The sequence below is a fragment of the Streptomyces saintjeani genome (genome assembly GCF_055409605.1).
Genome location: NZ_CP189624.1, coordinates 6,260,115 through 6,278,830, shown reverse-complemented (window position 1 = coordinate 6,278,830; position 18,716 = coordinate 6,260,115). Strand labels below are relative to the sequence as shown.

Annotated in this window: 21 protein-coding genes and 1 pseudogene; 9 read left to right on the top strand and 13 right to left on the bottom strand. The window is 70.1% G+C overall.

The features are described from left to right. Positions 1-23 precede the first annotated feature (23 nt). Entirely contained in the window at positions 24-842 is an 819-nt protein-coding gene (locus tag ACQCO7_RS28805; protein WP_464074529.1) for a hypothetical protein, read from the bottom strand. 148 nt (positions 843-990) lie between these two features. Between ACQCO7_RS28805 and ACQCO7_RS28800 the strand changes: the two are divergent. Beyond that, positions 991-1,807: pseudogene (locus ACQCO7_RS28800) on the top strand (DUF4097 family beta strand repeat-containing protein); the annotation flags it as partial. 390 nt (positions 1,808-2,197) lie between these two features. Continuing rightward, on the top strand, positions 2,198-3,241 hold the full coding sequence (locus ACQCO7_RS28795) for a PadR family transcriptional regulator (protein WP_464074528.1): 1,044 nt from the start codon (positions 2,198-2,200) through the stop codon (positions 3,239-3,241). Between the two features lie 153 nt (positions 3,242-3,394). Here ACQCO7_RS28795 and ACQCO7_RS28790 read toward each other — a convergent pair whose 3' ends face one another. The 6 genes from ACQCO7_RS28790 to ACQCO7_RS28765 form a co-directional block, all read right to left on the bottom strand. Next, positions 3,395-3,955 carry a Clp protease N-terminal domain-containing protein gene (locus tag ACQCO7_RS28790; RefSeq protein WP_464074527.1) on the bottom strand — a complete coding sequence of 187 codons (561 nt, stop codon included), beginning with the start codon at positions 3,953-3,955 and terminating at the stop codon, positions 3,395-3,397. Next, positions 3,955-4,164 carry an RNA polymerase sigma factor sigma-70 region 4 domain-containing protein gene (locus ACQCO7_RS28785; RefSeq protein ID WP_010353586.1) on the bottom strand — a complete coding sequence of 70 codons (210 nt, stop codon included), beginning with the start codon at positions 4,162-4,164 and terminating at the stop codon, positions 3,955-3,957. Before ACQCO7_RS28785 ends, ACQCO7_RS28790 begins: the two co-directional genes overlap by 1 nt. A 100-nt stretch (positions 4,165-4,264) precedes the next feature. Further along, positions 4,265-5,230 (bottom strand): zinc-binding dehydrogenase, encoded by a 966-nt coding sequence (locus ACQCO7_RS28780; RefSeq protein WP_464074526.1) that lies wholly within the window; start codon positions 5,228-5,230, stop codon positions 4,265-4,267. Positions 5,231-5,842: 612 nt separating this feature from the next. Further along, a complete protein-coding gene (gene ygiD / locus ACQCO7_RS28775) occupies positions 5,843-6,646 on the bottom strand; it encodes a 4,5-DOPA-extradiol-dioxygenase (RefSeq protein WP_464074525.1) in 804 nt (267 codons plus the stop codon). Between the two features lie 158 nt (positions 6,647-6,804). Continuing rightward, the gene (locus tag ACQCO7_RS28770; protein ID WP_464074524.1) at positions 6,805-7,128 is read right to left on the bottom strand and encodes a phenolic acid decarboxylase; all 324 of its coding nucleotides are present in this window, start codon (positions 7,126-7,128) and stop codon (positions 6,805-6,807) included. A gap of 16 nt (positions 7,129-7,144) precedes the next feature. Next, a complete protein-coding gene (locus tag ACQCO7_RS28765; protein ID WP_464074523.1) occupies positions 7,145-7,903 on the bottom strand; it encodes a nuclear transport factor 2 family protein in 759 nt (252 codons plus the stop codon). A 64-nt stretch (positions 7,904-7,967) separates the two neighbouring features. Here ACQCO7_RS28765 and ACQCO7_RS28760 point away from each other — a divergent pair, with 64 nt between their 5' ends. Next, positions 7,968-8,912 carry an AraC family transcriptional regulator gene (locus ACQCO7_RS28760; protein WP_464074522.1) on the top strand — a complete coding sequence of 315 codons (945 nt, stop codon included), beginning with the start codon at positions 7,968-7,970 and terminating at the stop codon, positions 8,910-8,912. 277 nt (positions 8,913-9,189) lie between these two features. On the opposite strand, the gene ACQCO7_RS28755 is transcribed toward ACQCO7_RS28760, so the two are convergent. Both ACQCO7_RS28755 and ACQCO7_RS28750 read right to left on the bottom strand, forming a co-directional pair. After that, positions 9,190-9,744, bottom strand: coding sequence for a hypothetical protein (locus ACQCO7_RS28755; RefSeq protein ID WP_464074521.1), 555 nt, complete (start codon positions 9,742-9,744; stop codon positions 9,190-9,192). A 268-nt stretch (positions 9,745-10,012) separates the two neighbouring features. Further along, a complete protein-coding gene (locus tag ACQCO7_RS28750; protein ID WP_464074520.1) occupies positions 10,013-11,209 on the bottom strand; it encodes an NAD(P)-dependent malic enzyme in 1,197 nt (398 codons plus the stop codon). A gap of 668 nt (positions 11,210-11,877) precedes the next feature. Between ACQCO7_RS28750 and ACQCO7_RS28745 the strand changes: the two genes are divergently transcribed. The 3 genes from ACQCO7_RS28745 to ACQCO7_RS28735 are packed head-to-tail and all read left to right on the top strand — an operon-like array spanning position 11,878 to position 14,575. Continuing rightward, positions 11,878-12,843 carry an ABC transporter substrate-binding protein gene (locus ACQCO7_RS28745; RefSeq protein WP_464074519.1) on the top strand — a complete coding sequence of 322 codons (966 nt, stop codon included), beginning with the start codon at positions 11,878-11,880 and terminating at the stop codon, positions 12,841-12,843. A 32-nt stretch (positions 12,844-12,875) separates the two neighbouring features. After that, entirely contained in the window at positions 12,876-13,817 is a 942-nt protein-coding gene (locus tag ACQCO7_RS28740; protein WP_464074518.1) for an amino acid ABC transporter permease, read from the top strand. Then, the gene (locus ACQCO7_RS28735) at positions 13,814-14,575 is read left to right on the top strand and encodes an amino acid ABC transporter ATP-binding protein (RefSeq protein ID WP_464074517.1); all 762 of its coding nucleotides are present in this window, start codon (positions 13,814-13,816) and stop codon (positions 14,573-14,575) included. The genes ACQCO7_RS28740 and ACQCO7_RS28735 overlap by 4 nt, the downstream gene beginning before the upstream one ends. A gap of 174 nt (positions 14,576-14,749) precedes the next feature. Here the strand turns inward: ACQCO7_RS28735 and ACQCO7_RS28730 are convergent, their stop codons facing one another. Continuing rightward, positions 14,750-15,508, bottom strand: a complete 759-nt coding sequence (locus ACQCO7_RS28730; RefSeq protein ID WP_464074516.1) for a class I SAM-dependent methyltransferase — start codon at positions 15,506-15,508, stop codon at positions 14,750-14,752. 94 nt (positions 15,509-15,602) lie between these two features. Between ACQCO7_RS28730 and ACQCO7_RS28725 the strand changes: the two genes are divergently transcribed. Beyond that, a complete protein-coding gene (locus ACQCO7_RS28725) occupies positions 15,603-16,232 on the top strand; it encodes a CGNR zinc finger domain-containing protein (RefSeq protein WP_409116772.1) in 630 nt (209 codons plus the stop codon). On the opposite strand, the gene sodX is transcribed toward ACQCO7_RS28725, so the two are convergent. Then, positions 16,136-16,576: a nickel-type superoxide dismutase maturation protease gene (gene sodX / locus ACQCO7_RS28720; RefSeq protein ID WP_464074515.1), complete on the bottom strand. Its 441-nt coding sequence runs from the start codon at positions 16,574-16,576 to the stop codon at positions 16,136-16,138. The two genes, ACQCO7_RS28725 and sodX, sit on opposite strands and share 97 nt — an antisense overlap. Positions 16,577-16,721: 145 nt before the next feature. On the opposite strand from sodX, the gene sodN reads away from it, so the two are divergent. Continuing rightward, positions 16,722-17,117 carry a superoxide dismutase, Ni gene (sodN, locus tag ACQCO7_RS28715; protein ID WP_010353595.1) on the top strand — a complete coding sequence of 132 codons (396 nt, stop codon included), beginning with the start codon at positions 16,722-16,724 and terminating at the stop codon, positions 17,115-17,117. Between the two features lie 68 nt (positions 17,118-17,185). Here sodN and ACQCO7_RS28710 read toward each other — a convergent pair whose 3' ends face one another. Beyond that, positions 17,186-17,665 (bottom strand): N-acetyltransferase family protein, encoded by a 480-nt coding sequence (locus ACQCO7_RS28710; RefSeq protein WP_464074514.1) that lies wholly within the window; start codon positions 17,663-17,665, stop codon positions 17,186-17,188. Between the two features lie 65 nt (positions 17,666-17,730). On the opposite strand from ACQCO7_RS28710, the gene ACQCO7_RS28705 reads away from it, so the two are divergent. Continuing rightward, complete coding sequence (locus ACQCO7_RS28705) at positions 17,731-18,354, top strand: LysE family translocator (protein ID WP_464074513.1); 624 nt, start codon at positions 17,731-17,733, stop codon at positions 18,352-18,354. A 64-nt stretch (positions 18,355-18,418) separates the two neighbouring features. On the opposite strand, the gene ACQCO7_RS28700 is transcribed toward ACQCO7_RS28705, so the two are convergent. Next, positions 18,419-18,655, bottom strand: coding sequence for a hypothetical protein (locus tag ACQCO7_RS28700; RefSeq protein ID WP_464074512.1), 237 nt, complete (start codon positions 18,653-18,655; stop codon positions 18,419-18,421). Between the last annotated feature and the right edge of the window lie 61 nt (positions 18,656-18,716).

Sequence of the window (18,716 nt, the reverse complement as noted above, 5' to 3'; positions counted from 1 at the left end):
CCGGCATCGCCCGCCGGTTCCCGTCAGGTCCGGGATCGCCCCATGTCGTGCGCCAGCCCCAGCGCCCCGTGCCCGAGGAGCAGTGCCCCGGCGGCGGTCCAGCCCGCGCTGCGACGCCGTACGCCCCAGAGGGTGAGCGGCAGGCCGAGGCCGACCTGGGCGACGGCGAGCGCCCGCGCGCGGGGGCTGCCGGTCCAGGGCAGCCAGGGTCCGAGGGGGCTGCGCTCGACGGCGTCGATCTCCGCGCGCACGGTCTCCCGCCATCCGCCCCACTCGACGCGCTGGACGTCGCCTCGTTCGAGGGCGGCGCGGCGCAGCCGGTCGGCGCTCTCGCCGGGGACGATCCCGGCGGGCAGCGCGACGCCCGCGCGCGTGAGGACGGCGAGCAGTCCGCGCAGGCGCCCGCGCGCGTCGGCGGCGGGGTCGGCCCGGGTCAGCTCTTCGAGGGACTGCATGTCGAAGACGGGGTCGAGCCCGAGCCGCGAGGCGAACGTCCGCATCGCCTCGTCCTCCCCGGCGGGCGTGCCGTCCGCGAGCCAGTCGTAGCCGACGGGCCGCCGGAACCCGGAGGCGAGCGCGCAGCCGGAGCGTTCGGCGTCCCACCACAGCGCGAGGACGGGCCAGGGCGCGCCGACGGCGAGGGCGGCGGCCCAGCCGGTGAGGACCCGGTCGACGGGTTCGCCGCCGTCCTGCCAGGGCGTGCCCTCGGGCACGAGCACGCTCCACTCGGCCCCGGCCCGGATCAGCAGCATGCGTTCGCGCAGCAGGTGCGCTGCGGGGGCGACGGCGTCGGGTTCGGCCCGGCAGAGCAGCAGCGCGCCGGGCTGTTCGGTCGGCGACATGCTCACACCGTAGGACAATTCGTCACCTTTGGGCGGGGGGAGTCACCGGAAAGAGTGTCTCGATATGTCTTGACTCCACGGGAGCGCGATATATCGTGAAGGACAGAAGACGCGATATGGCGTGTCGTCGAGGAGGAGGGTCAGCGTCATGCCCGAGTGGTCCGTGTCCGAACTGAAGAAGTTCTCCTTCGACGAACCGGTGCGGGAGTTGAACGTCCGGCTGGTCTCCGGAGCGGTGAACGTCGTGGGCACCGACGAAGGTTCCCCCCGCCTGGAGGTCTCCGCGATCGAGGGCCCGCCCCTGATCGTGACGCACCGGGACGGCGTCCTGACGGTGACGTACGAGGATCTGCCCTGGAAGGGCTTTCTCAAGTGGCTCGACCGCAAGGGCTGGCGGCGGCACGCGGTGGTGACCCTGGCGGTGCCGACGGACACGCGGGTCGCGGTGGGCGTGGTGAGCGCGGCGGCGGTGGTCTCCGGCATCGACGGCCGCGCGAGCGTCCAGGGCGTCACCGGGGACATCACGCTGGTGGGCCTCTCGGGGCCGGTCCGCGCGGAGACGGTCTCCGGCGGCGTGGAGGCCCAGGCGCTCACCGGCGACCTGCGCTTCAACTCGGTCTCCGGGGATCTGACGGTCGTGGAGGCGGGCTCCTCCGTCAAGGCGGACTCGGTGAGCGGCTCGATGATCGTCGACCTGGACCCGACGGCGGGCCCCACGGACGTCTCCCTCACGAACGTCTCGGGCGAGATCGCCATCCGCCTCCCCCACCCGGCCGACGCGACGGTCGAGGCCAACACCACCAGCGGCAAGGTCTCCAACGCCTTCGAGGACCTCCGTGTCAGCGGCCAGTGGGGCGCCAAACGCATCACCGGCCGCCTGGGCAACGGCAACGGCCGCCTCAAGGCGACAACGGTCTCCGGCTCGATCGCCCTCCTGCGCAGGCCGCCCACGGAGGACGGCGCATGGCCGCAGAACCCTGCGGAGACGAACGGAACGAACAACACCGGCACAGGAAAGCCCCAGGACCCCCAGAACACCCCGACGTCCCCCGACCCCCGGGACCCGAGGGACGCCACCGACCTCCAGGACACACCGGACCCCCGAGAAGCCGGTGCCCCGTCGAACCCCGTGGATCCGGCGGACCCACGAGACGCCCAGGCCCCTTCCGCCCCCATAGACCCGGCGGACCTGGCGGCCCCGCGAGCCACCCCGGCCACCCCGGCCACCCCGGCCACCCCGGCCACCGCCAACTCCCCTTCGACCTCCCAGAGTTCCCCGGCCACCCCCACCGACCCCGCCCCCTCCCCCACCGGCGACACCCCCGGCGGCCCGACCGACAAGAAGGTGCTCTGACATGCCCCCCGTCTTCGCCCACGGCCGTCTGCGCCTCTACCTGCTCAAGCTGCTGGACGAGGCCCCGCGCCACGGCTACGAGGTGATCCGCCTCCTGGAGGAACGCTTCCAGGGCCTGTACGCCCCCTCCGCCGGCACGGTCTACCCCCGCCTCGCCAAGCTGGAGGCCGAGGGACTGGTCACCCACACCACCGAGGGCGGTCGCAAGGTGTACGCCATCACGGACGCCGGCCGCGCCGAACTCGCCGACCGCAGCGGCGAACTCGCCGACCTGGAGCTGGAGATCCGCGAGTCGGTCGCCGAGCTGGCGGCGGAGATCCGGGCGGACGTTCGGGGCGCGGCCGGCGACCTGCGCCGGGAGATGCGCGCGGCGGCGACACAGGCTCGCGAGGGTACCGACGGCGACGGCTTCCACACCAAGGGCGGCGAGGACGACGAGTCCTGGCAGGCGGCGAAGGAGGAGATGCGCCGCGTCAAGCAGGGCTGGAAGGACCAGGCCCGCCGCGCGAAGGACGAGAGCCGCCGCGCCCGCGAGGAGGCCCAGCGCGCCCGCCGCCTGGCCAAGGAGGCGCAGGACCACGCCCGCGCGCAGGCCCAGGAGGAGGTGCAGCGCATCGCCCGCCGCGTTCAGGAGCAGGTCCAGGACCACTTCTCCCGGGGCGACTGGCCGACCGGCGTCCGCGAGGGCCTGACCGAGCTGGCCAAGGAGTTCGGCGATTTCGGCAAGGACTTCGGGAAGGGCTTCGGCAAGGACCTGGGCTTCACGTTCGGCGCGGGCACGCCCTCCCGGGAGGGCGCGGCCACCTCGGACCACCACTCCACCGCCGAGGACGTCCCGTTCGCGTACGAGCCCTCCTGGACCCACGAACCCCCCACCGACAACCCCGCCCGCGACCTCGACCGCCTCCTCGACCGCTTCCGCGACGACATCCGCGACGCGGCCCGCGACCACGGCGTCACGTCGGACCAACTCCGGGAGACCCGCCACCACTTGTCCACGGCGGCGGCCCACATCGAGGCAGTCCTGAGGCAGCCGAAGGCATGAGAGAAGGGGCCCACGAACGCGGCGGGCCCCATTTCCAGGGGCTCAGCACACAGGAGGCCCTCAGCACGGAGGCCCGGCGCGCAGGAACCCGGCGTACAGGGACCCGGCGCGCACAAGCCCGGCCGGTGGGGCCCCCGCGTACAGGCCGGCCCCTCACCCCGCCCGCAGCTCACCCCCGCCGTACAACACCCGGGTCACCGCCTCATAGGTAACCCCCCGATCCGCAAGCACCTCACCCGCCACCCCCGGCAGGACGGTCACCGCCAACAGGATGTGCTCGTCCCCGATATGCCGGTCCCGATGAGCGAGAGCGATACGCAGCGACCGTTCCAGCACACCCTTCGCCTCCCGCCCGAAGGAACGCCGCCACCCTTTGCCCCGCACGCCCCCGGACCCGGACAGCGCCCCCACCCCGTGCGCCTCCTCCACCCGGGCCACGATCTCGGTGACGTCGATCCCGAGTCCGGCGAGCGCGTCGGACTCGGCGCGGGAGAGGCCGGCCCGGCGGCGGGCGTCGGCGAGCTCCTCCTGTACGGAGTCGCGCCAGCGTTCGGCGCCGAGCGAGGCGAGGGCGAAGGACGCGCGGCTGCCCTCCCGTTCCAGGAGCGCGAGGAGCAGGTGCTCGACGGCGACGGTCCGCGCGCCGGACTCCTCGCACCGGTCGACGGCGCCGCGCACCACGTCACGGGCGTCCTGGGTGAAGCGTTCGAACATCACTGCCTCCCGTATTTCTTGTGCACGGCCTGTCTGCTGACGCCGAGTTCCGTGGCGATCTCCTGCCACGACCACCCCTGCACCCGCGCGCTGCGCACCTGCACGGCTTCCAGTTGCTCCAGCAGCCTGCGCAGGGCGACGACGGCGCGCAGTCCGACCCTGGGGTCACGATCCCCGGCCCGCGCCGCGAGATCCGTAGCTTCGGTCATGCATGTCAACGTACATTGACACCACGTCACCGTCAACCAAAGTTGACATCACCGGCATGAAAAAGGGCGGGCCCACCCGGACCCGCCCGTCAGCGACCCGTCACCCCCGAGTCAGCACGATCTTCCCGAACTGCCCCCCCGACTCCAGCCGCTCGAACCCCTCCCGCGCCCGGTCGAGTGGCAACTCCTCGTCGATCACCGGCCGTACGCCCGTGGCGGCGCAGAAGGAGAGCAGGTCCTCCAGCTCGTCCTTGGTCCCCATCGTCGACCCCACGACCTTCAGCTCCAGGAAGAAGATCCGGGTCAGTTCGGCGTGCGAGGGCCGGTCCCCGCTGGTGGCTCCCGAGATGACGAGCGTGCCGCCGGGCCGCAGCGACTTGACGGAGTGCGACCAGGTCGCGGCCCCCACGGTCTCGATCACGGCGTCGACCCGCTGCGGCAGCCGAGCACCGGGCTCGACGGCCTCCACGGCCCCCAGCTCGACAGCCCGCTTGCGCTTGGCCTCGTCCCGGCTGGTGGCGAACACCCGCAGCCCGGCCGCCTTCCCGAGCACGATCGCCGCGGTCGCGACCCCGCCCCCGGCCCCCTGCACGAGCACCGAATCCCCGGGCCGCACACCGGCGTTGGTGAACAGCATCCGATAGGCGGTGAGCCAGGCGGTGGGCAGACAAGCGGCCTCGGCGAAGGACAGCTCCTTCGGCTTGGGCAGCAAGTTCCAGGTAGGCACGGCGACCTGCTCGGCGAACGTCCCCTGATACCGCTCGGTGAGAATCGACCGGGGCTCCCGGGGCCCGACCCCATGCCCGGTCTGCCCGATGACGGAGTGCAGAACGACTTCGTTCCCGTCCGCGTCGACCCCAGCGGCATCACACCCAAGAATCATCGGCAACTTGTCCTCGGCAAGCCCGACGCCGCGCAGGGACCAGAGATCGTGATGATTCAGCGAGGCGGCCCGCACATCGACAACACTCCACCCCGGCGGGGCCACAGGGGCCGGCCGCTCCCCCAACTCCAGCCCGTTGAGCGGCTGATCACGGTCGATGCGGGCGGCGTAGGCAGCGAACATGGGTCAGACGATAGAGAGAAAGGGAGGGAAACGACACAGGGCAGGGCTGTGACACACGCCCACGAGGAAACGTGACGCATCCAACGGCCGTAAGTAGCTGTTGTCGTTCCGGTCTTGAGGGATGCTGGTCGTACAGGTGACCTGGTCACGTGATTCGGCAGCTACCGGTGAGAGCAGCGTCAGGCAGGCTCGGCGGCGACCTGGTCGTCGTCCGCTGCTAGCGAGTCGCCGATGACGGCGATACATCGAGGCGTCCTCGAATACGGTCCGTGGCTTCGGGCGCGGGTGGGCAGGACCGGAGAGCGGCCCGGCACGGGTCGGCCGCTGACGTCCGTCGCGGACGACGACATCGGCGAGGCCCTGGAGCCAAGTCGTGTTCGACGTCTTGGCTACCTCGTCGAGGGGGCCCATGCGTCGTACGGCCCGCTGTCGAGTGCGTCGAGCAAGAGGTCGGCGTCGAACGGGACGGGCAGCGGGCCGGGGGCGCGCACGGTCAGTACGGTGCGCAGCAGTAGCCGGGCGCGGGTGGTGCGAGCGGCCGGGGCGGGCTGTTCAGGGCGATCGCGGCCCGGTAGGCGTCCAGGCGCAGGGCGTTCGGGGTCATGGCGGGTATCAGCCGATGCGGACGGAGAGCATGGAGATCGCTCCGCCGCCGTCGTACCCGTCAACGGGGAAGGTGACCGGCTCCTGGATGCCTTCGTCGTGGCGGCACTGAGCGATGACGTACAGGAACGGCAGGTAGTGCTCGGGGGTCGGTACGGACAGCAAGGCGTCCTGGCCGCACTGCTCGTAGTCGACGAGTTCGTCGATGCGGCCGGCGGGGACGGCTTCACGGATCCGTTGGTTGAAGCGGACGCCCCAGTCGAAGAGCTCGTCGCGGGTCAGGCCCCAGGCGTAGGTGTGCAGGTTGTGCACGACGTTGCCGGAGCCGAGGATCAGGACGCCTTCCTCGCGCAGCGGGCGAAGTCGTTCGGCCAGTTCGTAGTGTTCGCGCGGGGTGAGGTTCTCGTCCACGGAGAGCTGCACGACGGGGATGTCGGCCTCGGGGTACATGTGGACCAGGAGCGACCAGGTGCCGTGGTCCAGGCCCCACCGCTGGTCGGCGGCCACCGGTTGCGGGCCGAGCAGCTCGGCCACCCGGCGGCACAGCTCCGCCGAGCCCGGCGCGGGGTACCGCACCTGGTGCAGGGCGGGCGGGAAGCCGCCGAAGTCGTGGATGGTGCGGGGCTGCTCGGCTGCGGTGACGCGGACACCGGGCACGTACCAGTGGGCGGAGACGGACAGGATGGCACGCGGGCGGGGCATGGACCGGGCGAGCTCCGCCCATCCTGAAGTCCACTCGTTGGGCTCCAGGGCGTTCATGGGGCTGCCGTGGCCGACGAAGACGGCGGGCATGGTGCCGGGCTCGGTGGTCACCGGTACTCCTCAGCAGTCGGATCGCAGACGTGGGAAGCCCGATCGCGGACATCGGCCGCGGGATGCCTCGGAGGCGGTGGAGGCAAAAGGGGATTCGGGTGCCAAGCGGCGAGCGGCCGGACCGCGGGGGCGGTCCGGCCGCTCGCCGTCGGTTGTCCTCAGAGCTCTTCGAGGGTGCCGGTGTGCAGTTCGCCCACCCGGCCGTCGGGAGTCTCGTAGGTCCAGAAGGCGTGGACCGTGTTGGTGTTCATGTTCATGGCGTGGGTGACGCTCATGCCGGACTTCTCCGTCCAGCCGACCAGGAACACCCCGGGGGCGACCTCCGCGGCGTGCAGGCCGACATCTTCGACCGTGCCTGTGCCGGGGCCGGCGACGGTCTCGTAGCGCAGTTCGGTGCCGTCGGGCGCGTAGGTGTTGTGGAACACCGTGCCGTTGTCCACGGTGAACCGGAACTTCTTCCCGGCGTAGGTCAGAGTGCTCACGACGTCCTCCGGCCGCTCAGAACAGGCCATTGGTGTGCGGCAGCTCGGCCGGGACCGGCGCGATGACGTCCCAGTGCTCGACGATCTTGCCGTCGGCCACACGGAACAGGTCCCAGTACGCCACCGGCACGCCGAACTCGCCCTCGGACTGCACCAGCACCAGGTCGCCTTCGGCGACGACCTTGTGCACCGTCTTGTAGACCAGGTTCTTTCCCTGCTCGCCCCACTTCGCGGCGGCGGCGCCGAAGCCGTCCAGGCCGTCGGCGGCCTCAGGGTTGTGCTGGAGGTAGGTCTCGGTGGAGATGAAGTCGGTCAGCACCGAGTAGTCGGCGCCCTTGAGGACCCTCTCCGCGAACTCCAGGACCAGGGCACGGTTGGCCTCGGTCCTGTCCAGGTCACGCGGCTCGCTCTGCCCGTCGGTCTGCGAGCGGCCGGAAGCGGTCTCCGCCACGACCGGGGTCAGGGCGTCCCAGTGCTCGGTCAGCTTGCCGTCCGCGTCGACGCGGAACAGGTCGAAGGCCACCAGCGGGTCCGGTCCGAAGCCGTAGTAAGTGCCGTGCAAGGCGACCAGGTCACCGTCCGCGATCACCCGGGCGCCCTCGTAGCGGAAACCTTCGGGCAGACCGGCCACCAGGTCGCGCAGTGCCAGGGGACCGTCGGCGGCCAGACTGCTGTGCTGGCGGTAGTCGGACGCGACCCAGCGGTCCACTGCGGAGGGGTCCTTCTTGCCGAACAGCTCATCGGCGGCCTGCAGAACCAGTCCCTTGTTGCCCATGACACGTTCCTTCCCGTATGGAGGCGGAGCCGTCTCCACCAGTCGCACCTCCACCTTCGGCCAGGTGCGCCACGCGCGCGAGGTAGGATCCGAAAGCATCATGGTCAGAATCGAGCATCCGGACGAAGGTACGCGCGTCGCCGAGTACGGCTTCCGCAACCCCGACCGCGCCCCTCTGGGTATCGAAGTGACCAGCATTACGCGTCTGGCCAGCAGAATTTCCCCGCAGACGCTTGCCGGCGTACACCGCACCGATTTCCATCAGATCATCCTGGTCACCGCGGGCGAAGCCGTCACCATGGTCGATTTCCAAGATCACCCCTCATCCCCGGGCACTCTGCTGCACGTGGCCCCCGGCCGGGTACTGCGCCTGCCCCGACCCGTCCGCCCGGCAGACCTGGTCCAGGCGGCCATAGTGCTGTTCACCCCCGCTTTCCTGCCGCCCCTGGGGGCCGCCCGCACCCTGCTCGCGCCCTTCAGTCCCCCCGTCCGGCACCTCGCACCACACGAGAACACCCTGCTCACCGCCGCCCTGGGCGAACTGGCCGCCGAATACCGAAGCGCCGTGCGAGACCCAGGCAGCGCGGCCACCACGGAACTCCTGCGCCACCTGCTCGCCGCACTCGTCGTGCGCATCGCCAGACTCCCCACCCCGCACGGCAGCCTGCCCAGACCCGCCACCACCGGAGGCGACACCTTCCTGCGCTTCCAGCACGAACTCGAACGCTCCTTCGCCACCACCCGCAACGCCGCCGCCTACGCCGCCCGGGTCGGCTACTCCCTGCCCACCCTCAACCGCGTCTGCCAAGCCGCCGCCGGACGCAACGCCAAAACCCTCATCGACGGCCGCGTCGCCCTGGAAGCCAGTCGCCTCCTGGCCCACACCGACCTGCCCGTTGCCGCCATCGGCCGCCGACTCGGCTTCACCGAACCCACCAACTTCGGCAAGTTCTTCGCCCGGGAGACCGGCCTGCCCCCCGGCACCTTCCGCGCACAACAACGCTCCTGACCATCGGCGTACCGATTGGTCGCGGCATCCTCGCCCAGCCCGACTCGTCCACCCCGCTCACCCGGCCGATCATTTCGGCGAACCGCCCCGCCCCCTCGACGTGCAGGTCACGGGCGTGTCAGCGATCTTGTGCAGGCTGTCGTTGAAGGCCAGATCGCCTTCTCGATGGGGTGATCGTGGTCGGCGCCGGGCATAGGAAATGGGGCCGCGCGGCAGCTCGGAGAGTGCCGACGCCGACAAGCCGTCCCGGAGGACCTTCTGCCGCTTCTGTACGGCATCACCGGGGTGGAGTCCGCTTTGGCTGCAACGCGGTCAGCCAGCCCCGCTTGGCCAACCGCTTCGCCTTCGAGCGCACTCCCTCGGTCTTCGCCGGTACCGCCGCAAGGCCGAGGCGCCCGGCCGGCTCCTTGGCCGAGACGCCCTCGCCGTCGTCCGGACGGGCCTCCACCAGCTCGACGATCTGCCGGTGATCCGCCGTGAGCGCCAGCACTGTCGCTCCCGCATGCCAGCGCGGCACGACCGAGCCCGCGACCGACGTCTCCGCCACGTCCACCGCCACTGCGGCCACCGCCTCGCGCACCGGGACGGGCTGTTCCTTCAGCATCGCGTCCCGGCCGGCCAGGGTCTCGGCGAGTTCGGCCGTGGCGATCACCCGCCGCTCCAACAACGTTTCTGCCTCCGCGAGTTCGGCAAGAACCCGCTCCGCTTCGGCGCGAAGCTCCTCCGCCCGCACCCGGGCAGCCGCTTCCCGCTCCTCCACCAACGCCATCACCGACGTCACGCTCAACTCCGCATCACCGAGACCGAACCAGACGCCCGAACTCTCCCGCAAGGGTCTACACCATGCCTGATCAGCGGAAACTCAACGATCACAGCCAGAAAGACAACGACTTCCAAGGGCAACGCCCTAAAGGGGCGCGGGGCTGTATCTGATCTGCGGCTACCGCCGCGCGGGCACGACCAGCCACAACGAACCCGCACCCGACATCGAACAAAACCACCCACAGCGAGCCCCGCAAAAATCCCACCCCTCAACAAACCCGCACGGGTGGGCGGGTGGGAAAGAAATGGCCCCGCCAGACAGACGGGGCCATCTCAACTCACCTGCGAGCAACACCCTCCGCCCGAGCCGCAGCCGCAACAGCCGCGGTCACCGCAGGCGCCACCCGCTCGTCGAACGGCGACGGAATCACATAGTCAGCGGCGAGATCGTCCCCCACCACCCCGGCCAACGCCTCAGCCGCAGCGATCTTCATCCCCTCGGTGATCCGAGACGCCCGCACCTGAAGCGCCCCGGCGAAGATCCCCGGAAACGCCAGCACGTTGTTGATCTGGTTGGGAAAGTCGGACCGCCCGGTGGCCACGACAGCCGCGTACTTGTGCGCGACCTCGGGATGAACCTCGGGATTGGGATTGGCCATGGCGAAGACGAACGCCCCGGGCGCCATGGAAGCAACGGCAGACTCGGCCACCGTCCCCCCGGACACCCCAATGAACACGTCGGCCCCGGCAAGCGCGTCCTCAAGGGACCCACTCAGCCCAGCCTTGTTGGTGAACCCGGCAAGCTCCCGCTTGACGTCCGTGAGGTCGTCGCGGTCGGCGGAGACGACCCCCTTCCGGTCGGCGACGGCAACGTCCCCGATCCCGGCCTCGACGAGCATCTTCGCGATGGCGACGCCCGCGGCCCCGGCGCCGGAGATGACCGCACGGAGTTCCCCGACGGCCCGCCCACTCAGCCGAGCGGCGTTCCGCAGCGCGGCCAGCGTGACGACAGCGGTCCCGTGCTGGTCGTCGTGGAAGACGGGGATGTCGAGCGCGTCCTGCAACCGCCGCTCGATCTCGAAGCACCGGGGCGCCGAGATGTCTTCGAGGTTGACGCCCCCGAAGGAGGGTGCGAGCCGCACGACGGTCTCGACGATCTCGTCGACGCCCGTGCAGGCCAGCGCGATCGGCACCGCGTCGACGCCGCCGAACTGCTTGAAGAGGATGGCCTTGCCCTCCATCACGGGGAGGGACGCCTCGGGCCCGATGTCGCCGAGCCCCAGGACGGCCGTACCGTCGGTGACGACGGCGACGACGGACGACTTCCACGTGTAGTCGTCGACGAGTTCCGGATTCTCGGCGATGGCGGTGCACACCCGGGCGACGCCGGGCGTGTAGGCCAGGGACAGGTCGTCCTTGTCACGGATCGGAACGGTGGCCTGAACGGCCATTTTCCCGCCCCGGTGCAGCGCGAAAGCCGGATCGAACGCGTCGTCCGTGCTGTCGCTGCGAGGATTGACGATCTCCGCTGCCACTGTGTCGTACCCCTTACTCGTTCATGGTTGAGGGTGGCCGCCCCTGATTGAGGAGCGGGCGGGACCGCGTACGACCCACGGCGGTGACGCCAGACCAGACCAGTACGCGACGAGCACGCCGCACACGCGCCCTTGAGCCCCGGATGAGGGGTGTAGAACAACCTTTGTACTCGACGGACCACACCCGGCACGAGTCGGATCCGTGCAAGGTCACATGCCTCGATCTGTCGACGCTCTACAGCCCGCTCCGGAGGTCATATCCCAGTGACATGACTCATGCAGTGATATACGGACAAGCTCAAGAACAACTCTTGACAACCTCGAAAACCCAGCCGGTCCGGTTCCGCATCCTGAGATACGCAGAAGATCTTCCGGGCGGAACGGACCATTCCAGCAGATGATCCGGCCAGGACCGGCCACGGCGGCGCGGACCGACGCTTCTTCCGGACCGCCCGTTATCCGATTTTGACATCGGTTCCCGCGTGCACGGCATGGTCCGAATGGCAAGATGCCGTAATCACACGAGGTCGCGACACTCGAAGGTGTGTGTAGACGCGACCAGGCGCCACCGAACCCATCGGCAGCGCTCACCGTCCTGGAGTACGGCCGACTCCGTCGACCGTGCCCGCACGATCGGCAACTCCATCCATCCGCCGGAGGAACCCACGATGACCGCAAGCACCACCCGCCGTACGACCACCGCGCGCACCCGTCTGGCCGCGGTCGGCTCCCTCGCGGTCGCGGGCGCGCTGATCCTCACCGGGTGCGGTGACCAGACGAAGGACAAGGACAAGGGGTCGTCCTCGGCCGACACCTCCAGCGCCTCGGCCCCGCTCGCCGCGAAGCTCCCCGCGGACATCCGCTCCAAGGGCGTCATCAAGGTCGGCTCGGACATCTCGTACGCGCCGGTCGAGTTCAAGGACGGTTCCGGCAAGGTGGTCGGCATCGACCCCGACCTCGCCGACGCGATGGGCAAGCAGCTCGGCGTGAAGTTCGAGTTCGAGAACGGCACGTTCACGTCCCTCGTCACCGGTCTGCGCGCCAAGCGGTACGACCTGGTCATGTCCGCGATGACCGACACCAAGAACCGCCAGAACGGCGTCGACGAGGACACCGGCAAGAAGGTCGGCGAGGGCGTCGACTTCGTCGACTACTTCACGGCCGGCGTCTCGATCTACACCCCCAAGGGCAAGGACCAGGGCATCAAGACCTGGGCCGACCTCTGCGGCAAGAAGATCGTCGTGCAGCGCGGCACGGTCTCCGAGGACCTCGCGAAGTCCGAGTCGAAGAAGTGTCCGGCCGGCAAGACGATCGCCATGGAGTCCTTCGACAGCGACCAGGACGCCCAGACCCGCCTGCGCGCGGGCGGCGCGGACGCGGGCTCGTCCGACTTCCCCGTCGCGGCGTACGCGGTGAAGACGTCCGGCGGCGGCAAGGACTTCCAGCTCGTCGGCGAGCAGGTCGAGGCGGCGCCGTACGGCATCGCGTTCAGCAAGACCGGCACCCAGCTGCGGGACGCGGTCCAGGCCGCGATGGACGCGATCATCAAGAACGGCGAGTACGCCAAGGTCCTCGCCAAGTGGGGCGTCCCCTCCGGTGCCGTCACCCAGGCCACCGTCAATGCCGGCAAGTGACCCGGAGAGACGGGCACTGAGAGGCAACACCCGTGACTGCTGACATCGACAAGACGGACGGCGGCCCGGCGGACACCCCGCCGGCCGGCCCCGAGGCCATCAAGGCCATCCCGGTCCGTCACTACGGCCGCTACGTGGCGGCCGTGGTCGCCCTGGTGCTGCTGGGCAGCATCGTCTACGCCTTCTCCCAGGGCAAGATCAACTGGGGGGCGATCCCGGACTACTTCTTCGACGACCGGGTCGTCGAAGGCGTCGGCAAGACCCTGCTCCTGACGGTCCTCTCGATGGCGATCGGCATCGTCGGCGGCATCCTGCTGGCCGTCATGCGGCTCTCCAAGAACCCGGTGACCTCGTCCATCGCGTGGTTCTACATCTGGTTCTTCCGGGGTACGCCGGTCCTGGTGCAGCTCGTCGTCTGGTTCAACCTGGGCCTGGTCTTCGAGTACATCAACCTGGGGCCGATCTACAAGGACTACTGGTCCAGCTTCATGACGCCGCTGCTGACGGCGCTGCTCGGGCTCGGTCTCAACGAGGCCGCGTACATGGCCGAGATCTGCCGCGCGGGCCTCCTCGCGGTGGACGAGGGCCAGACCGAGGCGTCCCATGCGCTCGGCATGAGCCAGGCCAGGACGCTCCGCCGGATCGTGATCCCGCAGGCCATGCGGGTCATCGTGCCGCCGACGGGCAACGAGGTCATCAACATGCTGAAGACGACGTCCCTGGTGTCCGTCGTCCAGTACAGCGAACTGTTCCGGGTCGCCCAGGACATCGGGCAGACCTCCGGCGCACCCGCCGAGATGCTGTTCCTCGCCGCGGCCTGGTACCTGCTGCTGACCTCGGTGTTCAGCGTCGGCCAGTACTACATCGAGCGGTACTACGCGCGCGGCTCCTCGCGCCAGCTCCCGCCGACGCCGCTCCAGAAGATCAAGGTCAACGTACTGGGCCTCGGCCGCCCCAAGGGAGGTGCCGCGTGACCGCCATGGTCAAGTCCGAGGGCGTCCACAAGTCCTACGGCCCCGTCGAGGTCCTCAAGGGCATCGACCTGGAGGTGAAGTCCGGCGAGGTCTTCTGCCTGATCGGCCCCTCCGGCTCCGGCAAGTCCACCTTCCTGCGCTGCATCAACCACCTGGAGAAGATCAACGCCGGCCGCCTGTACGTGGACGGCGAACTCGTCGGCTACCGCCAGAAGGGCGACAAGCTGTACGAGCTGAAGGACAGCGAGGTCGCCCTCAAGCGGCGCGACATCGGCATGGTCTTCCAGCGCTTCAACCTCTTCCCGCACATGACGGCGGTGGAGAACATCATGGAAGCCCCGGTCCAGGTCAGAGGCACCGCGAAGTCCCAGGCCAAGGACCGGGCGATGCAGCTCCTGGACCGAGTGGGCCTGGCGGACAAGGCGGCCAACTACCCCTCGCAGCTCTCCGGCGGTCAGCAGCAGCGCGTGGCCATCGCCCGAGCCCTGGCCATGGACCCGAAGCTGATGCTCTTCGACGAGCCCACCTCGGCCCTGGACCCGGAGCTGGTGGGCGACGTCCTGGACGTCATGCGGGACCTCGCGGAATCGGGCATGACGATGGTCGTCGTCACGCACGAGATGGGCTTCGCGAGGGAGGTAGGCGACAGCCTCGTCTTCATGGACGGCGGCGTAGTGGTCGAGTCGGGCAACCCGAGGGACGTCCTCACGGACCCCCAGCACGAACGAACGAAGTCGTTCTTGTCGAAGGTGCTGTAACCCACGAGGGGCCGTACACAAGTACGGCCCCTCACCGACCATTCCAGCCCGTCCGGCGTTTGAGGACGAGGCCCTTTCGGGGCCGAACGGGGTCCAGGGGCGGAGCCCTTGGCGGGGTCGAAGGGGCGGAGCCCCTTCAGGATGGGACGGGTAGGGGCGGCGGGGGCGAACCCCTCACCGCAGCGCCAACAGCAACGTGTCCGAAGGCGAGCACCACACCCCCCGCACCTCCCCGAACCCCACCCCCCGAAGGACCTCGGCATGCCACTGCGCGGACGGCGTGTCCCCCTCCGCATGCTCCCCGTAGATCTCGAACCGCCGAGCGGTGGGCCCGGCGAGGACAGGGTCGGCGGCGGCGAGCTGCCACCACTCGGCCCAGTCGACGGCGCCGGAGTCCTTCGCGGCACCCTGCCGGGCAACCCGCAGCGCACGTTCCGCCGCGTTGATCCGAGGAGTCGACTCATCGGTCATGTGATCGGCGTTGAGGAACACCCCGCCCTCGGGAAGCAGCCCGGCGAGCTGCCCGTACAGCGTCTCCAGGGGTCCCCGCCGGAGCCAGTGCAACGCGGTCGCGGTGAGGACGGCGTCGTACGAGTCGTAGGGCAGCCGGGAGACCCACGAGGGATCGTGGAGGTCCGCCTCGACGAGCGTCACCCGCGTGTCCCCGTCGAAGGTCCCGTGCGCGATGGCGAGGAGCGCGGGATCGAGGTCGACGCCGGTGGAAACGGCGTCGGGAAACCGTTCGAGGAGCCGGGCGGTGATGGTCCCGGTCCCGCACGCGAGGTCGAGCACACGCGGCGCCGTACCGGCGAACGCCTCCACCATGTCGAGCATGACCCGGAACCGCTCCTCACGGTCCGGCAGGTACCACTCCTGCTGCCGGTCCCAGCTCCGCTGCCACCCGGCCCAGTCGGTGATGTCGACGGTACTCATGAAGCCTCCCCGCGCACGTAATACCCTGTAAGGGCAACCGGCCATTACCGACCGAGCCCACGACGACGATAGAACGCCTCCGTAAGGACTACAAGTGGAACTGGCCTATTACTCGGACTACGCCGTACGTCTGGTGAACACCGAGGAACCGGCGCGCAACAAGGACGCGTTGACCTCGGTCGACGCGGTGAGGGACCTGTTCGGCGGCAGCCAGGAGGCGGCCAGGAGGGTCACGGACGCGGACGTGACCCGCTTCAGGTCCGTACGGGCCCGCCTGCGGGCCGTGTTCGACGCGGCGGACGCCAAGGACGAGCCCCTCGCCGTGAACCTGCTGAACTCCCTGCTCCTGGAGTTCCCGGTGAGCCCTCAGATCTCGGGCCACGACTTCCGGGACGACGAGGGCAACCCGCTGTGGCACATGCACCTCGCGGACCACCCGTCGAACGCCACGGCGGGCTACGCGGCGATCGCGGCGATGGGCCTGGCCTTCCACCTCACGGAGCACGGCGTGGACCGCCTGGGCCTGTGCGAGGCGGCGCCGTGCCGCAACGCGTACCTGGACACGTCGACGAACCGCTCCCGGCGCTACTGCTCGGACCGCTGCGCGACCCGCGCGAACGTGGCGGCCTACCGCGCCCGCAAGCGCCTGGAGGCCGACCGGTCGGACAGCACGGGCCGTACGGCGGTGAGCGCCCAGCGCGCGAGCGCGAGCGGCGAGCGCTGACCGGATTCGACCGCCCGGTACCGGAAGAGGACCTTCCCGAGCACGAGGTCGTCGGGAACGGTCCCGTAGTCCGTGGAGTCGCCGCCGGCGTACGCGTTGTCCCCGAGGACCCACCACCCCCCGTCCCGGCGCTCCACGGCCCGTTTCACGACGAGCAGGTCCTGCTGGAAGGGGTGGCGCAGGACGACGACGTCCCCGGCCCGCACCTTCGCGCCGTACCGCACGACCAGCTGGTCGCCGTGGCGCAGCGTGGGCACCATGGACGGCCCCGTGACCTCGGCGAGTCCGAACGGCGTGGCCGCCCTTCCGCGTTCCACTCCTGCCTCCCGCGACAGCTCCGGCATCGCCGGCACCTCCCCTGGATATGTCCTCCGCGGGTCCAGTGTCACCCCGGACTTTGGTCCTAAGCCCCCGGGGGCGCCCGCGAAAAGCCGTCCCTCAGGGAGTAATCTCCCACTTGAGAAGACGATCACGAGGAAGGAACGCTCCATGCTTTCCCGCCTGTTTGCCCCCAAGGTCAAGGTCAGCGCCCACTGCGACCTGCCCTGCGGCGTGTACGACCCGGCCCAGGCCCGCATCGAGGCGGAGTCGGTGAAGGCCGTGCAGGAGAAGATGGCCGCCAACGACGACCCGCACTTCCAGGCCCGCGCCGTGGTCATCAAGGAGCAGCGCGCCGAGCTCGCGAAGCACCACGTGTCCGTGCTCTGGAGCGACTACTTCAAGCCCCCGCACTTCGAGAAGTACCCGGAGCTGCACGTCCTGGTCAACGACACCCTCAAGGCCCTCTCGGCCGCGAAGGCGTCCACGGACCCGAAGACCGGCGAGAAGGCGCTCGAACTCATCGCCGAGATCGACCGCATCTTCTGGGAGACCAAGAAGGCCTGACCATCGGCCTTCCGCTTTCTCCCCGACCGCACCCGGCCGCCTCTCATGGGCGCCGGGTGCGGTCGTTCTCAGGCGGATGCGGCGAGCGTCTCCAGCGGCGTACCGCTCAGCCGGCAGATCCGCCACTCGTCCAGGAACTCCGCGCCGAGGGACTTGTACACGGCGATGGCGGGCTCGTTCCAGTCCAGGACCCACCACTCGAAGCGCTCGTAGCCCCGGCTCACGCAGATCGCGGCGAGCGCGGCGAGCAGGGCCTTGCCGTGGCCGCCGCCGCGTGCGGAGGGGCGGATGTAGAGGTCCTCCAGGTGCAGGCCCCGGGTCCCGGTCCAGGTGGAGAAGCGGGGGAACCACAGGGCGTATCCGACGGTCGCGCCGGTCCCGTCGTCCTCGGCGACCAACGCGTACGCCGCCGGCTCCGCCCCGAACAGCGCCTCCCTCAGCTGCTCCTCGGTGGCCGTCGCCTGCTCCACCGCCCGCTCGTACTCGGCGAGTTCACGGATCATGGCGCGGATGTCCGCGACGTCGTCCACGGTGGCGTCTCTGATCATGCGCCCGATCATGTGCGGAAGGCGGCCCTCTGTCCATCCGGTTCCCCGCCGGGGACACTGCCGCTGTGCTGACCTCTCTCGCCGCGTTCGCGGGCGCGGCCCTCCTCGTCTCGATGGTCCCCGGCCCGAGCACGATCGTCATCCTGCGCCGCGCGGCCACGGACGGCCGCCGCTACGGCATGGCCACGGTCCTCGGCAACGAGTGCGGCGTCCTGCTCTGGGGCCTCGCCACCGCCTTCGGCCTCTCGGCGCTGCTGCTGGCCTCGCGGCTGGCGTACGACGCGATCCGGCTCACCGGCGCGGTGGTGCTGGTCTGGATGGGCGCCCGGGCCCTGTGGCAGGCCCGCCGCCTCCACGCCGCCCCCGCACAGGCCCCGCCCGCCTCCGCCCCCTCCCTGCACCGCGCCTTCGCCCAGGGCCTGGTCACGAACCTCGCGAACCCCAAGGCCGGGGTCTTCGCGATCGCCTTCCTCCCCCAGTTCGTCCCCTCCTCGGCTCCCGCGCTCCCCCTGCTCATCGTGCTGGCGGTGATCTGGGCCATCACGGACCTCATCTGGTACACCCCCCTGGTCTGGCTCGCCGGCCGCGCGGGGGGCTTCCTCCAACGCCCCCCGATCCGCCGCCGCATGGAACGCCTCTGCGGAACTCTCCTGATCGGCCTGGGAGTTCGCCTGGCGGCGCAGCCCTGAGCAGCCCCGTACGACGGCGGCGGCCCGAGCCGAAGCCCGAGCCGCCGCCGTACGCCAGGACCGCTCAGTGGAACTGCGGCACGATCAGATAGATCCCGTACGCCACCACCGCCGCGCACGCGAGGAAGCACAGGCCCGCCTGGACGCGGCCGGCCACCGACGCCGTACCGTCCGTCGCCGTGCCCTCTTCCGGGCCCCGGGCGAGGCCGAGGACGCCGAGGCTGAAGACGACGACCACCGCGACGGTGACGCCGAGGCTGACCACGGCGACCTGGCCGAGGGCGCTCCAGTTGAGATGCATCAGGTGTCTCCTAAAAGCTCGGTCGGCTCAAAGCTCGGTCAGCTCAAAAGCTCGGTCGGCC